The sequence below is a fragment of the Xanthobacter versatilis genome (genome assembly GCF_043193975.1).
Taxonomy (GTDB): domain Bacteria; phylum Pseudomonadota; class Alphaproteobacteria; order Rhizobiales; family Xanthobacteraceae; genus Xanthobacter; species Xanthobacter autotrophicus_E.
Genome location: NZ_JBAFVB010000003.1, coordinates 220,031 through 236,644, shown reverse-complemented (window position 1 = coordinate 236,644; position 16,614 = coordinate 220,031). Strand labels below are relative to the sequence as shown.

The following is a 16,614-nucleotide window of genomic DNA, read 5'->3' as shown; positions in this document are numbered from 1 at the left end:
GCCACATTCCCTTTTCGGGACGGCCCGGCATGGGTATGGTCTGCGGATGGATCCGATCTCCTCGACCGAGGCGCTGGCAGCGGCCTGCGAACGCCTCGCCCGCCACCCTTTCGTCACCGTCGACACGGAATTCCTAAGGGAAACCACGTTCTGGCCGAAGCTCTGCGTCGTGCAGGTCGCCTCGCCGGAAGAAGCCGTGCTCATCGACGCGCTGGCGGACGGGCTCGATCTCGCCCCCTTCTACCGGCTCATGGCCAATGAGCGGGTGATGAAGGTGTTCCACGCCGGCCGGCAGGACATCGAGATCATCTGGCACCAGGCCCGACTCATCCCGCATCCGGTGTTCGACACCCAGGTGGCGGCGATGGTGCTCGGCTATGGTGACAGCATCTCCTATGACCAGCTGGTTCAGCGCGTCACGGGCCACACCCTCGACAAGTCGTCGCGCTTCACCGACTGGTCGCGCCGGCCGCTGAGCCAGGCGCAGATCGTCTATGCCGTGGCCGACGTCACCCATCTGCGCGACATCTACATCAAGCTGACAACGGACCTGGAGACGCGGGGCCGCGCGGAGTGGGTGGGCGAGGAAATGCACGTCCTCACCTCCCCCGCCACCTACGAGCAGCACCCGGACAGCGCCTGGGAGCGGCTGAAGTCCCGCGTGCGCAAGCCGCGCGAGCTGGCCGTGCTGGTGGAGGTGGCCGCCTGGCGCGAGCGCGAGGCCCAGACCCGCGACCTGCCGCGCGGCCGCGTGATCAAGGACGAGGTGATCGGCGAGATCGCGGTGCAGCAGCCGCAGACGCCGGAGAAGCTGGCCGAGCTGCGCTCCCTGCCCAAGGGCTTCGAACGCTCGCGCTACGGCGAGGCGGTGCTGGAGGCGGTGCGTCGGGGCGTCGCCCGAGACCCCAAGACCCTGCCGCGCATCGAGCGCGACAAGCCCTTGCCCAACGGCGCCAGCGCCACGGTGGAACTGCTGAAGGTGCTGCTGCGCATGACGGCGGAGCAGAATGCGGTGGCCGCCAAGGTGATCGCCACCACGGAGGACCTGGAGCGCATCGCGGTCAGCGACGAAGCCGACGTGCAGGCGCTGAAGGGCTGGCGCCGCGAGTTGTTCGGCGAGCGCGCCCTGGCCCTGAAGGCCGGCCGCCTGGCGCTGGCGGTGAACCACGGCCGCGTCATTGCGGTGGAGAAATAAGCGAACGGCCGGCGCGAAGCCCGCACCGGCCGCTGGAAAGACCTGCTCGAATATCTGAAGCGTGCGGGGATCTCCCCCGCACTTCACCCCGGCCGGGAGAAGGTCAGGATCTCGCGCTTGCCGGCGTGGTTGGCGGGGCCGACGATGCCCTCGGTCTCCATGCGCTCCATGAGGCTTGCGGCCTTGTTGTAGCCCACCTGGAGCCGCCGCTGGATGTAGGACGTGGACGCCTTGCGGTCGCGCATCACGATGGCCACCGCCTGGTCGTAGAGATCGCCCCCGGCCTCGCCGAGGCTGGAACGGTCGAACACGGCGTCATCCTCGTCGTCCACTTCCGCATCCTCGTCGAGGATCACGGCGTCCAGATAGTCCGGACCGCCCTGGGCCTTGAGGAAGGCCACCACCTTCTCCACCTCGCCGTCGGACACGAATGGCCCGTGGACACGGGTGATGCGCCCGCCGCCGGCCATGAACAGCATGTCGCCCTGCCCCAGCAGCGTCTCGGCGCCCATCTCTCCGAGGATGGTGCGGCTGTCGATCTTGCTCGTGACCTGGAACGAGATGCGGGTGGGGAAATTGGCCTTGATCGTGCCGGTGATCACATCCACCGAGGGGCGCTGGGTGGCCATCACGAGGTGGATACCGGCGGCCCGGGCCATCTGGGCGAGGCGCTGGATGGCGCCCTCGATCTCCTTGCCCGCCACCATCATCAGGTCGGCCATCTCGTCCACGATGACAACGATGTAGGGCAACGGGGTGAGGTCCATCTCCTGTTCCTCGAACAGGCTTTCCCCGGTCTCCTTGTCGAAGCCCACCTGCACGTTGCGGGTGATGACCTCGCCCTTCTCCGCCGCCTCCTTCACGCGGGCGTTGAAGCCGTCGATGTTGCGCACCGCGAGGCGGCTCATCTTCTTGTAGCGCTCCTCCATCTCCTTCACCGCCCACTTCAGCGCGATGATCGCCTTCTTGGGGTCGGTGACGACGGGGGTGAGCAGGTGCGGGATGCCCTCGTAGACGGACAATTCCAGCATCTTGGGGTCGATCATGATGAGCCGGCAGGCATCCGGCGTGTGCCGGTAGAGCAGGCTCAGGATCATGGTGTTGATGGCCACCGACTTGCCCGAACCGGTGGTGCCGGCCACCAGCAGGTGGGGCATGCGGGCCAGGTCCGCGATCACCGGCACGCCGCCGATGGTCTTGCCGAGGCACAGGCCGAGCTTGGGATGGGTCTCCACGAATTCGTGGCTGGAGAGAAGCTCGCGCAGCCACACGGTCTCGCGCCGCCGATTGGGCAGCTCGATGCCGATGACGTTGCGCCCCTCCACCACCGCCACGCGGGCGGACACCGCGCTCATGGAGCGGGCGATATCCGCCGACAGGCCGATGACGCGGGAGGACTTCACCCCCGGCGCCGGCTCGAACTCATAGAGAGTGACCACCGGGCCGGGATTGGCGTCGATGACCTCGCCGCGCACGCCGAAATCGCGCAGCACCTGCTGAAGCATGGTGGAAGACTGGTCGAGGAACTCCTCGGACATTTCATAGTCCGGCTCCACCACCGGCGGCTCGCGCAGCAGGTCGAGGGGCGGCAGATCATAGAAATTACCGTCACGCGCCTGGTCATCGTCCAGGCCCGCAAGAACCGGGGCGGCGAGAACCGGGGCCGGAAGGATCGCGGGCGATGAGTCCATCGCGCTGGCCGCAGGCACGGGTGCCGCAAGGGCAGTCGGCGCGAACCCGAGCGGCGCTACCGCGCCCAGGAAATGGGCGGTGATGCTCGTCTGGTAAGGCTGCCAGAGCGAAGGCCCCGGCTCCGTCAGGATCGGCAGGCCGGAGAAAGCGGAAGCCGCGGCGAGAGGTTCGCCGTCGTCGCCGGCGTCGGCTTCATCGGCCAGTTCCGCGTCGTCGGCGAGGAGCAGATCTTCGTCCCCGCCGTCCTCATCGTCTTCGTCCTCATCCTCGGCTTCGGCGGCGTCCTCGTAAGTGTCTCCGTCGCCTTCAGACGCGTCGGCCATTTCGTCTTCAGCTTCAACGTCGGCATCGTCCGAGGCGAGGAGCAGGGCGTCCTCCTCGGCGTCGAAGTCGACCTCTTCATCGGCCTCCTCGGCGTCAACCTCTGGCTCCCCGGCCTCCGCCTCGGCGGCGTCCGACTCAGCATCTATGGCGAGGTCTTCTTCGACCTCCACTTCGGCCATGAGGTCGGCATCGTCGATCATTTCGTCTTCGACACGCTCGTCCTCAGCGTCCGAATCAGCCTCCGTCTCACCCGCCACCGGCGCGTCGCAGATGGCCGCGTCCTCGATTGAAGCAGCATCCAGCGGCTGGGCCTGATCATCGCGGTCGGAGGGAGCAAGATCCTGCTCCTCGGCATGGGCGGGGGGCACGGCGGAGCGGCCAAGGACCAGAAGACGCGACAGGGCCTCGAAATGGGGCGGCAGATCCTCATCCGGCTCCGGAACCGCGACTTCGAGTGCAGCGGCCTCAACGGACGCGTCGGACGGGTCGTCCATGAACGCGACCTGCGCTTCGACCACCTCTTGCAGGGCGAGGGCCTCCTGAACAGCGAAGGCTTCTTGTGGCTCATGTTCCGCGAGAGCCGCAGGCGCATCCGCGCCCCAAGCCTCGGCCGTGCCGGGGGCGAGGAGCGGCCCGTCGTCCACGAGCGCTTCCGCCGGCATGGCATCAACCGCGAGGACTGCGACCTCGTCGGAAACCTCGGCCGCGAGTTCGATATCGACCGGCGCGGGCGGGTCGATGGCGGCGGCAACCGCCGCCCCCGGCACCACCGCCGCGTCGTCCGCAGGGTCGAGCACGAAATGCCAGCTCCGGCTCGAAATCTCCGGCACCGGGGCGGTCTGCGCCTCGCTCAGCGCCCCGACATGCTCCTCGATGCCGGGCAGGCCCGACGGCTCATGCAGGGCCTCCGCCTCGCGCGGACGCAGGAAATGGTCCGGCGTGCGGGTGAAGCGGGTATTGGCGTCGAGGGTGAAGGGCCGCAGCCAGCTCGGAATCAGCTCCAGGTCGATCCAGCTGTGGGTAAGCGTGGCCGCGGGCGTCTCCACCGGAGCGCGGTACTCCGGCGCGAAGGCGCCGAGTGACGGCGTCACCCTGCCGCTGCCGCCATAGGCAGCCGGCGGCGCATAGTCCGCTTCCTCGTTGAAAGCAGGATATCCAAAGGATCTGGGAGGACGGTTGAAGGAAGACATACTGATCCGTAGCCCGCAGCACCGGCGCCGTTCCCCAAGGCTTAGAGCCCCCGCGTTAAGGGGAGGTTTGCACCCCCGGCGCAACGGTTCTTAATTACCGTCGCCTGTGGATGGCGGGGACCCCCTCCCGAAGGGGAATGGCAGGCGGGGATATGCGGCACGCCCACGCGTCCGGGCTGCCGGGCACGGGGCGTTCATTGCTCAAATGTGTGGGGGAATTGGCGCAGGCGCGACTGCCTGTCGCGGACAAGCGGGCATCTCGCGATGGAACGCCTCACAGGGCGTCGCGCAGGCCCTTCACGAAGCTCGACAGGCCGGTCAGGCGCCGGCGCTTCAGCCGTTCCGCCTGCAGGATGGCGGTGAGCTTGACGAGGCTGTCGTCCACCTCGTGGTTGATGATGATGTAGTCGTATTCGGTATAGTGGCTGATCTCGTCGGAGGCCTTGGCCATGCGCTGGTGCACCACCTCTTCCGAATCCTGAGCGCGGGAGCGCAGGCGCTGCTCAAGGTCCGCGGCGGTGGGCGGCAACAGGAAGACTTTCACCAGGTCCTGCTGGGCGGTCTCGCCCAACTGCTGGGTGCCCTGCCAGTCGATGTCGAACAGCACGTCCCGGCCGGCGGATAGGGCCAGTTCCACGGCGGGGCGCGGCGTGCCGTAGAGATTGTCGAACACCACCGCGTGCTCCAGCAGTTCGCCCTCGTCCCGCATGCGGTGGAAGGTGGGCACGTCCACGAAATAATAGTCCTTGCCCTCCACCTCGCCCGGCCGGGGCGGCCGCGTGGTGACGGACACGGACATGGTGATTCGATCGTCGCTCGCCAGCAGCTTGCGCGACAGGGTGGTCTTGCCTGCGCCCGATGGCGAGGACAGCACCAGCATCAGCCCGCGCCGCGCGAGGATGCCCGCGCCCGGCTTCCAGCCCGGCAGCGCGAAGTGCGACGACACGGAGGAAGAGGCGGATTGCGGCATGGGTTCGGGCTTCACTCGAGGTTCTGGATCTGCTCGCGGAACTGGTCCACCAGCAGCTTCAGGTCAAGCCCGATCTGCGTCAGCGCCACGGAATTGGACTTGGAGCACAGGGTGTTCGCCTCGCGGTTGAACTCCTGGGCCAGGAAATCGAGCCGCCGGCCGGCCGGGCCGCCGGTGTGCAGCAGGTCGCGCGCGGCGGCGATATGGGCGCTGAGCCGGTCCAGTTCCTCACGCACGTCGGCCTTGGTGACGGCGAGCACCGCCTCCTGGTGCAGGCGGTCGGGATCCAGGGTGGCGGCCTCCATCAGCACCCGCACCTGCTCGGCGATGCGGGCCTTGATGGCCTCGACGCCGCGCTCGGGCAGGCGCTCGGCCCGCACCAGCAGGGCGGCAATGGCATCGAGCCGCTCGGAGAGGATGGCATTGAGCGCCTCGCCCTCGCGGGCGCGCATGGCGCCGAGTTCCCCCAACGCCCGGTCGAAGGCCGAGAGCATGGCGGACATGAGCGCGCGGCGCTCCTCCTCGCCCTCATCGGCCTCGGCGATCTCCACCATGCCCTTCACCGCCACCAGGGCGTCGAGGGTGGGCTCCGGCGCGCCGAGGCGGCGAGCGCTCTCGGACACCGTCCGGTACAGCGCCTCCAGCGCCCCCTGGTTGACCCGAACCGTGCTGGTCTCCCCCTCGCGGGTGGCGGCGAGGGTGGCGGAGACCGAGCCGCGGGTCAGGACCTGCCCGGTGCGGGTGCGCACGTCCGCCTCCAGCACCTCGAAGCCCGGCGGCAGGCGCAGCCGCAGGTCCAGCCCCTTGCCGTTGACCGAACGCACCTCCCAGCCGAACCGCCACGGCCCATGGGAGCCGGCAACGCGGGCAAAGCCAGTCATGCTGGCGAGGGGGGCCCGGGCCGAAGCCGGAACGCGGTTGGTGGTCACGGCGGCACGCTTCATGTTCGATCCTGCGGCGACGCCGCGCTCAAGGGGTCAAGGGCGTTTCGGAAGACGGGCCAACGGTCCTGCGTCCTGAAACCGCTTAACACAATAACCTGAGGCCGGGACATTGTGATCCGGCTTCAGGCCTGCCTTGAAGACATATCCGACCATAATCGCCATGCGATCGGATCAGAGCATGCCCTAGTTGCCCGAATTCGGCGCCGCCGTCGGGGCCGGCGTGCCCGCGGCAGCCGGGGCGGCTGGGGCGTTGCCCTGCTCGATGGCGCGCCAGCGGGCGACATTCTTGTTGTGGTCGGCCAGCGTCTCGGCGAAGGCGTGGCCACCCGTGCCGTCCGCGACGAAGAACAGATCCTTCGTTTTGGGCGGATTGGCCACTGCCGCCAGCGCGTCGCGCCCCGGATTGCAGATGGGGCCGGGCGGCAGGCCGTCGATGGCGTAGGTATTATATGCCGTCGCGGTGGCGATGTCAGTGCGGCTGATGGGCCGCCCCAGGGAGCCGCGTCCACCGACGATGCCGTAGATGATGGTCGGATCCGACTGGAGCCGCATCTTCTTGTTGATCCGGTTGACGAACACCGCGGCCACCTTGGGCCGCTCGGCGGCAAGGCCGGTCTCCTTCTCCACGATGGAGGCGAGGGTGACCAGTTCCTGCGGGCTTTTGACCGGCACGTCGGGCGCGCGCTTGGCCCAGAGGGTGGCGAGCAGCTTGCGCTGCTCCTCGGCCATCTTCTTCAGAACCTCCTCGCGGGTCTGGCCGCGGGTGATCTGGTAAGTCTCGGGCAGCAGCGTCCCCTCGGCCGGCACGGCGGGGGTGCCGGTGAGCAGCTCGTTGTCCATCAGGCGCTTGACCACCTGCTGGCTGGTCAGGCCCTCGGGAATGGTGATCTGGTGCACCACCATCTTGCCGGCGGCCAGGGTGTCGATGACGCTCGCCAGCGACTGGCCGGGCTTGAAGACGAATTCGCCGGCCTTGAAGCTGGCATCGGGCCGGGCAATGCGCTGGCCGACCAGGAACAGCAGGGCGTTGGTGATCACCCCCTCGCGCTCGAGAATGTCGCCCATGTCGCGCACGCCGGACCCGCGCGGGATGTTCACCACCTTCTCGGTGGCGAGGGGGCCGGGGGCATAGAAGGCGCGCTCGGCGTACCAGGCCCCGAGGCCACCGCCGACCGCGAGGAACAGCAGGAAGGTGAAGAGGCCGCTGAGAACGGTCACCGCCGGATGCCGCGCCGCGCGCGAGGGGCGCGCCGCCTTGGTCTGCCGGGCATCGCGGCCGGATCGCGCCGATCCCCTGGGCGCGGGCTTAGGCGCCGGGGGCTTGGGCGCAAGGGGCTTGGGCGCAGGTTTGGCGCTGGCGGACGCGGGCGCGGACGGGGCGGACCCTGCGGCGGGGCCGGCCGCCGCTGCGGTGCTGGCGGTCGCGGTCACATCGGCCGGGGGCACAATCGACCCGTCGGGTCCGGTGGCGTCCGGTACTACGGCCTTTGGTGATCCGTCGTTGGATTCGGCCATCCAAGGGCTCCCTTGTCGTCGGCGAAGGCGCGCGGTCAAACGTTTGGGCCGGAACGCCGCCGCATGGGAGGCTTGCTAAAGGCACATTCAGGCGCAACGGCGGCATAGTGCCGTGCGTCCTCTGGCCCTTCGACCGGGCGGCGGCGTCCGGCGGCGAGCCCGAAGCTGAGGCAGGAGACAACCGGGGCAAGGACCGGTCGGGGCAAGGCCCCGGCCGGCGCAGCATCAGGCGTCGAAGCGCTGGAAGATGAGGGATGCGTTGGTCCCGCCGAACCCGAAGGAGTTGGAGAGCACGGCGTCGATCTTGCGCGGCTTCGCCTTGAGCGGAACCAGATCGATGGGAGTCTCCACCGACGGATTGTCGAGATTGAGCGTCGCCGGGGCGATCTGGTCGCGGATGGCGAGGACGGAGAAGATCGCCTCCACCGCGCCGGCGGCCCCGAGCAGGTGACCGATGGACGACTTGGTGGACGACATGGAGGTGGTCGCCGCGGCATTGCCGAGCAGCCGTTCCACCGCCTTCAGCTCGATCTCGTCTGCCATGGTGGAGGTGCCATGGGCGTTGATGTAGTCGATGTCACCCGCCGTCAGGCCCGCCCGCTTCAGAGCCGCCTGCATGCAGCGGAAGGCGCCGTCGCCGTCCGGCGAGGGGGCGGTGATGTGGAAGGCGTCGCCCGACAGGCCGTAGCCCACCAGTTCCGCATAGATGCGCGCGCCGCGCGCCTTGGCATGCTCGAGCTCCTCAAGCACCACCACGCCGGCGCCCTCACCCATCACGAAGCCGTCGCGGTCCTTGTCATAGGGGCGCGAGGCGCGGGTGGGGTCGTCGTTGAAGGCGGTGCAGAGCGCCTTGCAGGCGGCAAAGCCGGCCAGCGCCAGGCGGTTGACCGTCGATTCGGTGCCGCCGGCCACCATCACGTCCGCATCCCCCAGCGCGATGAGCCGCCCGGCATCGCCGATGGCATGGGCGCCGGTGGAGCAGGCCGTAACCACGGCGTGGTTCGGCCCCTTCAGCCCGTGGGTGATGGAGACGTAGCCGCCGGCCAGATTGATGAGACGGCCGGGAATGAAGAAGGGCGAGATGCGTCTCGGCCCGCGCTCCTTGAGCAGCAGGGCTGATTCGGCGATGCCTTCGATGCCGCCGATGCCGGAGCCGATGAGCACGCCGGTGTTGATCTGGTCCTCGTAGGAGGATGGGTGCCAGCCGGCGTCATCCAGCGCCTGAGTCGCGGCAGCCATGGCATAGACGATGAACTCGTCCACCTTGCGCTGCTCTTTCGGCTCCATCCACTGGTCGGGATTGAAGGTCCCGTCGGAACCATCACCGCGCGGAACATTCGCGGCGATCTTGCAGGCGAGGTCTGCCACTTCGAAATGGCTGACCGCCTTCACGCCGCTCTCGCCGGCGATGAGCCGCCGCCAGGTCGGCTCGACGCCGCAGCCGAGCGGCGTCACCATGCCGAGGCCGGTGACGACAACACGTCTCATGGGAAAAACTCCGGCAGGCGGGCCATTGGCGCGGCTTGCGCGCGACCCGGTGCGACAACGGCCGCGGGCGCCAAGCGCCGCGCGACCGTCGAATGAACAGGCGTGAGAATCAAGCCGCGTTCTTTTCCAGGAACTTGATCGCGTCACCCACGGTCAGGATCGTCTCGGCGGCATCGTCCGGGATCTCGCAGTTGAAAGCCTCCTCGAAGGCCATCACGAGTTCCACGGTGTCGAGGCTGTCGGCGCCGAGATCGTCGATGAAGGAGGCGCTCTCCGTGACCTTCTCGGGTTCCACCCCCAGATGCTCCGCGACAATCTTCTTCACCCGCTCGGCGATGTCACTCATAGATGCAACCCTCGTTGTTCGGATAATCCCGTTGCCGTTCGGCGGCTGGTGGAGGGCATAATGCCTTTTTTCCGCCGTGCCCAGCCCCCTCCGCCGCAAGGAACGTTCCTCGCGGGCGGCACGTGGATCGGGCCGGACAGCTCCCACCGCCGCGCACGGATGAGTAGAGCCCTTTGAAGGCGCCCTTTCCCGGCCCAGCAATGCGGCTCGTTAGCACACTCCCCGCGGCAAGGCCAGCCAAGCTCCGCAAGGCCGGCAAGGGAATGGCTCACGTAACGGCGATCATGTCGGCGATTGGTCTTCTTGCGCCGCCCGTATGCGCCGGCTACTTACCTTCCATGCCCGGGAGCAAGGACCGATCGGAACGCCTCGCCGCCGCCCTGCGTGCGAACCTGTCGCGGCGCAAGGCGCAATCCCGCGCGCGGCGCGCGGGTGAAGCCGAAACGTCCCCCGCGCGCCGCGCGCGGGCCGCGGGCACCCCTCCGCAGGCCGCCTCCCTTGCCGGATCCGGGCCGGACCAGGGTCTCCCCCCTGCTGCCGAAAAACCCCCGGACGGCACGAATAGCGGTGAAAACCCTGCGCGCGGCGGTAGCACGGCGCTGGCTGTGGGTGCCGCCAAGATTGTGCCGGACGGCGAGCCGGGCTAGAGCTTTTCCCTTGAATTTGATGGTCGGCCGGCTTTGGGGGGGCCAGCCGGCAGGAGGCACAGGTAGCGCATGGACAAGATTCGCATCGTCGGCGGAAACGAGCTCAAGGGCACCATTCCCATTTCCGGTGCGAAGAACGCAGCCCTGCCGCTGATGATCGCCAGCCTCCTGACCGAGGAGAAGCTGATTCTCGAGAACGTGCCGCGCCTCGCGGACGTGGCGCTGCTGCAACGCATCCTCGGCAATCACGGCGTGGACATCACCACCAACGGCAAGCGCAACGGCGACGATCCCTATGCCGGCCAGACGCTGGAGATCGACGCGCGGGTGATCGTGGACACCACGGCGCCCTACGACCTCGTTTCGCGCATGCGCGCCTCGTTCTGGGTGCTGGGGCCGCTCCTGGCCCGCATCGGCGTGGCCAAGGTGTCGCTGCCCGGCGGCTGCGCCATCGGCACCCGGCCGGTGGATTTCCATCTCGATGCCCTGCGCGCCCTCGGCGCCGAGATCGAGATCGATGCCGGCTATGTGGTGGCGAAGGCGCCCCAGGGCCTCAAGGGCGCGCGCATCGTGTTCCCCAAGGTGTCCGTGGGCGCCACCCACACTGCCCTGATGGCCGCCACCCTCGCCCGCGGCGACAGCATCATCGAGAATGCCGCCCGCGAGCCGGAGGTGGTGGATCTCGCCGACTGCCTCATCAAGATGGGCGCCCGCATTACCGGTGCCGGCAGCTCCACCATCCATGTGGAGGGCGTGGCCCGCCTGAAGGCCGCCCGCCACGCGGTGCTGCCCGACCGCATCGAGACCGGCACCTATGCCATGGCCACAGCCATGACCGGCGGCGACGTGATGCTCGCCGGCGCCCGGCCCGACCTGCTGGAAAGCGCGCTGGACGCCCTGCGCCAGGCCGGCGCCGAGATCGACGCCACCAACGAGGGCATCCGGGTGCGCCGCAACGGCGCCGGCATCCTGCCGGTGGACGTGACCACCGCCCCCTACCCCGGCTTCCCCACCGATCTCCAGGCCCAGTTCATGGCGCTCATGACCAAGGCCAAGGGCAATTCCCGCATCACCGAGACCATTTTCGAGAACCGCTTCATGCATGTGCAGGAGCTGGCCCGGCTCGGCGCCCGCATTCACCTCGATGGCGACACCGCCGTGGTGGAGGGGGTGGAGCGACTGACCGGCGCGCCGGTGATGGCCACCGATCTTCGCGCCTCGGTCTCCCTGGTCATCGCCGGCCTCGCGGCGGAGGGCGAAACCATGGTCCAGCGCGTCTACCACCTCGACCGCGGCTTCGAGAAGCTGGAGGAGAAGCTGTCGCGGTGCGGCGCGCAGATCGAGCGCATCAGCGGATGATCCGGGGCGTGGACAGCGCCTAGCATCAAGACAGGGAACGCGATATCCGGCCGGCTTGCGATCGAGGCGGCCGGCATCCTCCCGGCGGCGCGGAGGACGAGGTGAGCCTGCCGAACATCATCACCCTCATGCGCATCCTGCTGGTGCCGGCGGTGGTCTGGTCGATCGCCTCCAGCGAATATGCGCTGGCGTTCTGGCTGTTCCTCGCGGCCGGCATCTCCGATGCGCTCGACGGCTTCATCGCCAAGCGGTTCGATATGCAGACGGAGCTCGGCTCCTATCTCGATCCGGTGGCCGACAAGGCCCTGCTCATCTCCATCTACGTGGCGCTGGCGGTCTGCGGCCTGATCCCGCGCTGGGTGGCCATCGCCGTGGTGTCGCGCGACGTGATGATCATCGGGGCGGTGGTGCTGTCCCTGGTCATGGCCAAGCCCGTGGCCATCAGCCCGCTGCTGGTCTCCAAGGTGAACACGGCGGTGCAGATCGTGTTCGCAGCCTTCGTGCTGGCCGCGTCCGGCTTCGGTCTGGACCTGCCGGGGCTGTTCCAGGTGGGGCTGGTGATGGTCGGGCTCTTGACGGGACTTTCGGCCGCTGCCTATCTCGCCGCATGGACGCGCCACGTTGCGAATTGACGCACAGTCAGTTGAAACTGGCGAACCGACGAATGGCGCACTCACGAACGGCAAGCTGATGGATCGTGAGTTGATCGGCGAACGCGACCCCCGCAACTCCGCAGCCGCCGTCAGCCCGGCGCACGGCGGCCGGGTTCGTGCGCCCGGCGTGCCGGACGATCCTGCGCCAAGCCGCCCCGCGTCGGACCGCCGCCCGCTTGACTTGGAGCCTGAGGAAAGCACCCTGCCGGTCCGCTTCCAGATGCGCTTCTGGGTGACCGCCCTCATCCTCACCGCCATCGCGCTGTGGCTGTTGAGCGGCATCCTGCTGCCGTTCGTGGCGGGCATCGTGCTGGCTTATTTCCTCAATCCCGTGGTGGCGCGCCTGGAACGCATCGGCGTCGCCCGCACCCTCTCCGCCCTGGTGGTGGTGGGGATCATGCTGCTGCTGGTGGTGCTGTTCTTCCTGCTCGCCCTGCCGCTGCTGTCCTCGCAGATGTTCGAGTTCATCCAGCGGCTGCCCGCCTATGTGGCCCGGCTGCAGGGGCTCTTGACCGAGGAAAACCGCGAGTGGCTGAGCGGCATCGTCGGCGACCGCCTGCCCGACATGCAGCGCTCCATCTCCGATCTCATGACGCAGGGGGTCAGCCACCTGGTGGGCCTGCTCTCCTCCGTGTGGTCCGGGGGGCAGGCGCTGATCGCGCTGTTCGCGCTGCTGGTGGTGACGCCGGTGGTGGTCTTCTACATCCTGTGCGACTGGAACAACATGGTCGCCTACGTGGACCAGCTGGTGCCGCTGCCCCATCGCACGGAAGTGCGGGGCCTTGCCCGCGCCATGGACATGGCGGTGGCGGGCTTCGTGCGCGGGCAGGCCATGGTGTGCCTGCTGCTCGGGACCTTCTATGCGGTGGCCCTGACCATGGCGGGGCTGAATTTCGGCCTGCTCATCGGCATCGTCTCCGGCGTCATCACCTTCATTCCCTATGTGGGCTCGCTCACCGGCTTCGTGCTGGCCATGGGCGTCGCCATCGTCCAGTTCTTTCCCGACTGGGGCATGATCGGCACGGTGCTGGCCATCTTCGTCACCGGCCAGACCATCGAGGGCTACGTGCTCTCGCCCAAGCTGGTGGGCGACAGCATCGGGGTGCATCCGGTCTGGCTCATGTTCGCCCTGTTCGCCTTCGGCTACCTGTTCGGCTTCGTTGGCCTGCTGCTCGCGGTGCCGCTCACGGCGGTGACGGGGGTGCTGGTGCGCTTCGTGATCACCCGCTACATGCAGTCGGCGCTGTACCAGGGCACCCCGGACGACGCCCTGCCACCACCGGGGACACCCTGAGCATGGCAGAGCGCGACGGACGTCCGCGCCAGCTTCCCCTCGACCTGCCGGCCTACCCGGCGCTCCGGCGCGAGGATTTCCTCGCGGCGCCCGGCAACGCGGCCGCCCTCGCCCTCATCGACGCCTTTCCCGAATGGCCGGCCCGGGTGGTGTGCATCGTGGGGCCGGAGGGCGCTGGAAAGAGCCACCTTTCGGCGATCTTCGCCGAGCGCTCCGGCGCGCGGACCCTCGACGCCCGCGCCCTGACCCGCGAAGGCGTGCCCGAGGCCCTCGCTAGCGGCGCCCTGGTGCTGGAGGACCTTTCGGCCGGCACCTTCAGCGAGGCCGCCCTGTTCCACCTGCTCAACCTCGCCCGCGAGCAGCAGGCCTACCTGCTGATGACGGCGCGCACGCCGCCCTCAAGCTTCAGTCTCGCCACCGCCGACCTCGCCTCGCGGCTGCGCGCCGTGCCGGTGTTCGAGATCGCGCCTGCGGACGACGCCCTGCTGGCGGCGGTGCTGGTGAAGCTGTTCGCGGATCGCCAGCTTTCGGTGGATGAAGCCACGGTCCAGTACCTCCTCATGCGCATGCAGCGCACCGTGGCCGGCGCCAAGCGCATCGTCGATGCGCTGGATACGGCCGCCCTCGCAGCCCGGCGCCCGGTGACGCGGGCGCTGGCGGCCCAGGTGTTGAAGGAGCTCGGCGAGGAACTGGGCGAAGACCCGCCCTTCCCCGACGTCCACGGGGAAGAAGACTGATACCGCCGGGGCGTCATAGAGTAGTCATGTAACGCGGCCATGGTCCGGCCGAAACGCGGGGGACCGAGCATGGGTATGAACGAGGCTGCAGCTCTCGCGGAGGTCGAGATCCCGGCGGGCGCAGCGGAGGTGCTGGCGCTGGCGCAATCGCCGCAGCGTTTCATCAACCGCGAGATTTCCTGGCTGCACTTCAACCGGCGGGTGCTGGAGGAGGCGGAGAACCGCAACCACCCCCTGCTGGAGCAGCTGCGCTTCCTCTCCATCTCGGCCAACAACCTCGACGAGTTCTTCATGGTTCGCGTGGCGGGCCTGAAGGAGCAGGTTCGCGAGGGCGTGCAGACCCCGAGCCCCGACGGCCTTACCCCCTCGGAGCAGCTGGCCACCATCCTCGCCAGCGCCGCCCAGCTCATCTCCGACCAGCAGGGCCGCTGGCTGGAGCTGCGTCACGACCTCGCCGGCGTCGGCATCGTGCTGGTGGATGGCGTCGAGGTCACGGCCGAAGACCTGGTGGTGCTGGACCGGCATTTCCTCAACCACGTCTTCCCGGTGCTGACCCCGCTGGCCATCGACCCGGCGCACCCCTTCCCCTTCATCCCCAATCTCGGCTTCTCGCTTGCGCTCCAGCTGGTGCGGCAGGCGGACGGGCGGGGCATGAACGCGCTGATCCGCATCCCCGCCAAGGTGGAGCGCTTCATCCGCCTGCCGGACCTTGGCACCGGGGCCCTGCGCTTCATCACCCTGGAGCAGATGATCGGCCTGTTCATCTCCCGCCTCTTCCCCGGTTATGCGGTGAAGGGCCAGGGCGTGTTCCGGGTGGTCCGCGACAGCGACCTTGAAATCGAGGAGGAGGCGGAGGATCTCGTCCGCCTGTTCGAGACCGCGCTGAAGCAGCGCCGCTACGGCGAGGTGATCCGCATGGAGGCGGATGCCGCCATGCCGGCGGAGCTGCGCAATTTCGTCGCCCGCGAGCTGGGCGTGAACGACGACGAGATCTTCGTGGTGGGCGGCGTGCTCGCCCTGAACGAATTCTCCCAGCTGGTCTCGGTGGACCGGCCGGACCTGAAGTTTCAGGCCTACAACGCCCGATTTCCCGAACGCATCCGCGACCACGGCGGAGACTGCTTTCTCGCTATTCGCGAGAAGGACATACTGGTTCACCACCCTTATGAATCCTTTGACGTGGTGGTTCAGTTTCTCCGCCAGGCCGCCCGCGACCCCAACGTCGTCGCCATCAAGCAGACCCTCTACCGCACCTCCTCCGACAGCCCCATCGTGAAGGCCCTGGCCGAGGCGGCGGAGGCCGGCAAGTCGGTGACAGCGCTGGTGGAACTGAAGGCCCGCTTCGACGAGGAAGCCAACATCCGCTGGGCCCGCGACCTGGAGCGTGCCGGCGTGCAGGTGGTGTTCGGCTTCATCGAGCTGAAGACCCACGGCAAGCTCTCCATGGCGGTGCGGCGCGAGGGCGCGCAGCTGGCCACCTACGTCCATGTGGGCACCGGCAACTATCATCCCATTACCGCCCGGATCTATACGGACCTCAGCTTCTTCACCGCCGATCCGGTGATCGCCCAGGACGTGGCCCGCATCTTCAACTTCATCACCGGCTATGCCACCCCCGGTGAGCTGGACGCCATGGCGGTCTCGCCCACGGGCCTGAAGCCCCGGCTGCTCAACCACATCGCCGACGAGATCGAGTTCGCCAAGGCCGGCCGCCCGGCTGCCATCTGGCTGAAGTGCAACTCGCTGGTGGATCCGGAGATCATCGACGCGCTGTACGAGGCGAGCGCCGCCGGCGTGCAGGTGGACTGCATCATCCGCGGCATCTGCTGCCTGCGCCCCGGCATTCCCGGGCTCTCCGAGAACATCCGGGTGAAGTCCATCGTCGGGCGCTTCCTGGAGCACTCGCGCGTGTATTGCTTCGGCGCCGGCCACGGCCTGCCGAGCCCCAATGCGGTGGTCTACATCTCCTCGGCGGACCTGATGCCGCGCAACCTCGACCGCCGGGTCGAGACCCTGTGCCCCATCACCAATCCGACGGTGCACGAACAGGTGCTCGACCAGATCATGGTCGCCAACCTTATCGACAACCAGCAGAGCTGGCGTGTCTTGCCCGACGGCTCCTCCGAACGCATAGTCCCCGCGCCGGGCGAAGAGCCGTTCAACGCCCATCAATATTTCATGACCAACCCGAGCTTGTCCGGACGTGGAAAGTCTCTCAAAGATTCTTCGCCGCGTAGCCTCTTCGTCCGTCGCTGACGGT

General features: G+C 68.2%; 12 protein-coding genes. 6 read left to right on the top strand and 6 right to left on the bottom strand.

Annotated features, from left to right (window positions below):
- The first annotated feature begins 46 nt into the window (after positions 1-46).
- Positions 47-1,195, top strand: a complete 1,149-nt coding sequence (rnd, locus tag V5F66_RS08600; RefSeq protein WP_394093642.1) for a ribonuclease D — start codon at positions 47-49, stop codon at positions 1,193-1,195.
- Between the two features lie 83 nt (positions 1,196-1,278).
- Here the strand turns inward: rnd and V5F66_RS08595 are convergent, their stop codons facing one another.
- From V5F66_RS08595 to V5F66_RS08570, 6 genes are all read right to left on the bottom strand, one after another.
- A complete protein-coding gene (locus V5F66_RS08595; protein ID WP_394093641.1) occupies positions 1,279-4,302 on the bottom strand; it encodes a DNA translocase FtsK in 3,024 nt (1,007 codons plus the stop codon).
- A 373-nt stretch (positions 4,303-4,675) separates the two neighbouring features.
- Positions 4,676-5,371: a guanylate kinase gene (gmk, locus tag V5F66_RS08590; protein WP_012115113.1), complete on the bottom strand. Its 696-nt coding sequence runs from the start codon at positions 5,369-5,371 to the stop codon at positions 4,676-4,678.
- 11 nt (positions 5,372-5,382) lie between these two features.
- Positions 5,383-6,315 carry a YicC/YloC family endoribonuclease gene (locus tag V5F66_RS08585; RefSeq protein ID WP_012115112.1) on the bottom strand — a complete coding sequence of 311 codons (933 nt, stop codon included), beginning with the start codon at positions 6,313-6,315 and terminating at the stop codon, positions 5,383-5,385.
- A 183-nt stretch (positions 6,316-6,498) separates the two neighbouring features.
- Positions 6,499-7,533 (bottom strand): endolytic transglycosylase MltG, encoded by a 1,035-nt coding sequence (gene mltG / locus V5F66_RS08580; RefSeq protein WP_394093640.1) that lies wholly within the window; start codon positions 7,531-7,533, stop codon positions 6,499-6,501.
- A 522-nt stretch (positions 7,534-8,055) separates the two neighbouring features.
- Positions 8,056-9,318, bottom strand: a complete 1,263-nt coding sequence (fabF, locus tag V5F66_RS08575; RefSeq protein WP_012115110.1) for a beta-ketoacyl-ACP synthase II — start codon at positions 9,316-9,318, stop codon at positions 8,056-8,058.
- Positions 9,319-9,427: 109 nt separating this feature from the next.
- On the bottom strand, positions 9,428-9,664 hold the full coding sequence (locus V5F66_RS08570) for an acyl carrier protein (RefSeq protein ID WP_012115109.1): 237 nt from the start codon (positions 9,662-9,664) through the stop codon (positions 9,428-9,430).
- A gap of 716 nt (positions 9,665-10,380) precedes the next feature.
- Between V5F66_RS08570 and murA the strand changes: the two genes are divergently transcribed.
- The 5 genes from murA to V5F66_RS08545 all read left to right on the top strand — a co-directional run bounded on the left by murA (position 10,381) and on the right by V5F66_RS08545 (position 16,610).
- Entirely contained in the window at positions 10,381-11,670 is a 1,290-nt protein-coding gene (murA, locus tag V5F66_RS08565) for a UDP-N-acetylglucosamine 1-carboxyvinyltransferase (protein WP_393999051.1), read from the top strand.
- A 101-nt stretch (positions 11,671-11,771) separates the two neighbouring features.
- Complete coding sequence (locus V5F66_RS08560; protein ID WP_012115107.1) at positions 11,772-12,302, top strand: CDP-alcohol phosphatidyltransferase family protein; 531 nt, start codon at positions 11,772-11,774, stop codon at positions 12,300-12,302.
- Positions 12,303-12,360: 58 nt separating this feature from the next.
- Positions 12,361-13,617 (top strand): AI-2E family transporter, encoded by a 1,257-nt coding sequence (locus tag V5F66_RS08555; RefSeq protein WP_012115106.1) that lies wholly within the window; start codon positions 12,361-12,363, stop codon positions 13,615-13,617.
- A gap of 2 nt (positions 13,618-13,619) precedes the next feature.
- Positions 13,620-14,354 carry an HdaA/DnaA family protein gene (locus tag V5F66_RS08550; RefSeq protein ID WP_012115105.1) on the top strand — a complete coding sequence of 245 codons (735 nt, stop codon included), beginning with the start codon at positions 13,620-13,622 and terminating at the stop codon, positions 14,352-14,354.
- A gap of 75 nt (positions 14,355-14,429) precedes the next feature.
- Positions 14,430-16,610, top strand: coding sequence for an RNA degradosome polyphosphate kinase (locus V5F66_RS08545; protein ID WP_012115104.1), 2,181 nt, complete (start codon positions 14,430-14,432; stop codon positions 16,608-16,610).
- Positions 16,611-16,614: the final 4 nt, after the last annotated feature.

Coding starts and splice junctions, on each gene's coding strand:
- rnd (WP_394093642.1), top strand. CDS start 47: ATGGATCCGATCTCCTCGACCGAGGCGCTGGCAGCGGCCTGCGAACGC.
- gmk (WP_012115113.1), bottom strand. CDS start 5,371: ATGCCGCAATCCGCCTCTTCCTCCGTGTCGTCGCACTTCGCGCTGCCG.
- V5F66_RS08585 (WP_012115112.1), bottom strand. CDS start 6,315: ATGAAGCGTGCCGCCGTGACCACCAACCGCGTTCCGGCTTCGGCCCGG.
- fabF (WP_012115110.1), bottom strand. CDS start 9,318: ATGAGACGTGTTGTCGTCACCGGCCTCGGCATGGTGACGCCGCTCGGC.
- V5F66_RS08570 (WP_012115109.1), bottom strand. CDS start 9,664: ATGAGTGACATCGCCGAGCGGGTGAAGAAGATTGTCGCGGAGCATCTG.
- murA (WP_393999051.1), top strand. CDS start 10,381: ATGGACAAGATTCGCATCGTCGGCGGAAACGAGCTCAAGGGCACCATT.
- V5F66_RS08555 (WP_012115106.1), top strand. CDS start 12,361: ATGGATCGTGAGTTGATCGGCGAACGCGACCCCCGCAACTCCGCAGCC.
- V5F66_RS08550 (WP_012115105.1), top strand. CDS start 13,620: ATGGCAGAGCGCGACGGACGTCCGCGCCAGCTTCCCCTCGACCTGCCG.
- V5F66_RS08545 (WP_012115104.1), top strand. CDS start 14,430: ATGAACGAGGCTGCAGCTCTCGCGGAGGTCGAGATCCCGGCGGGCGCA.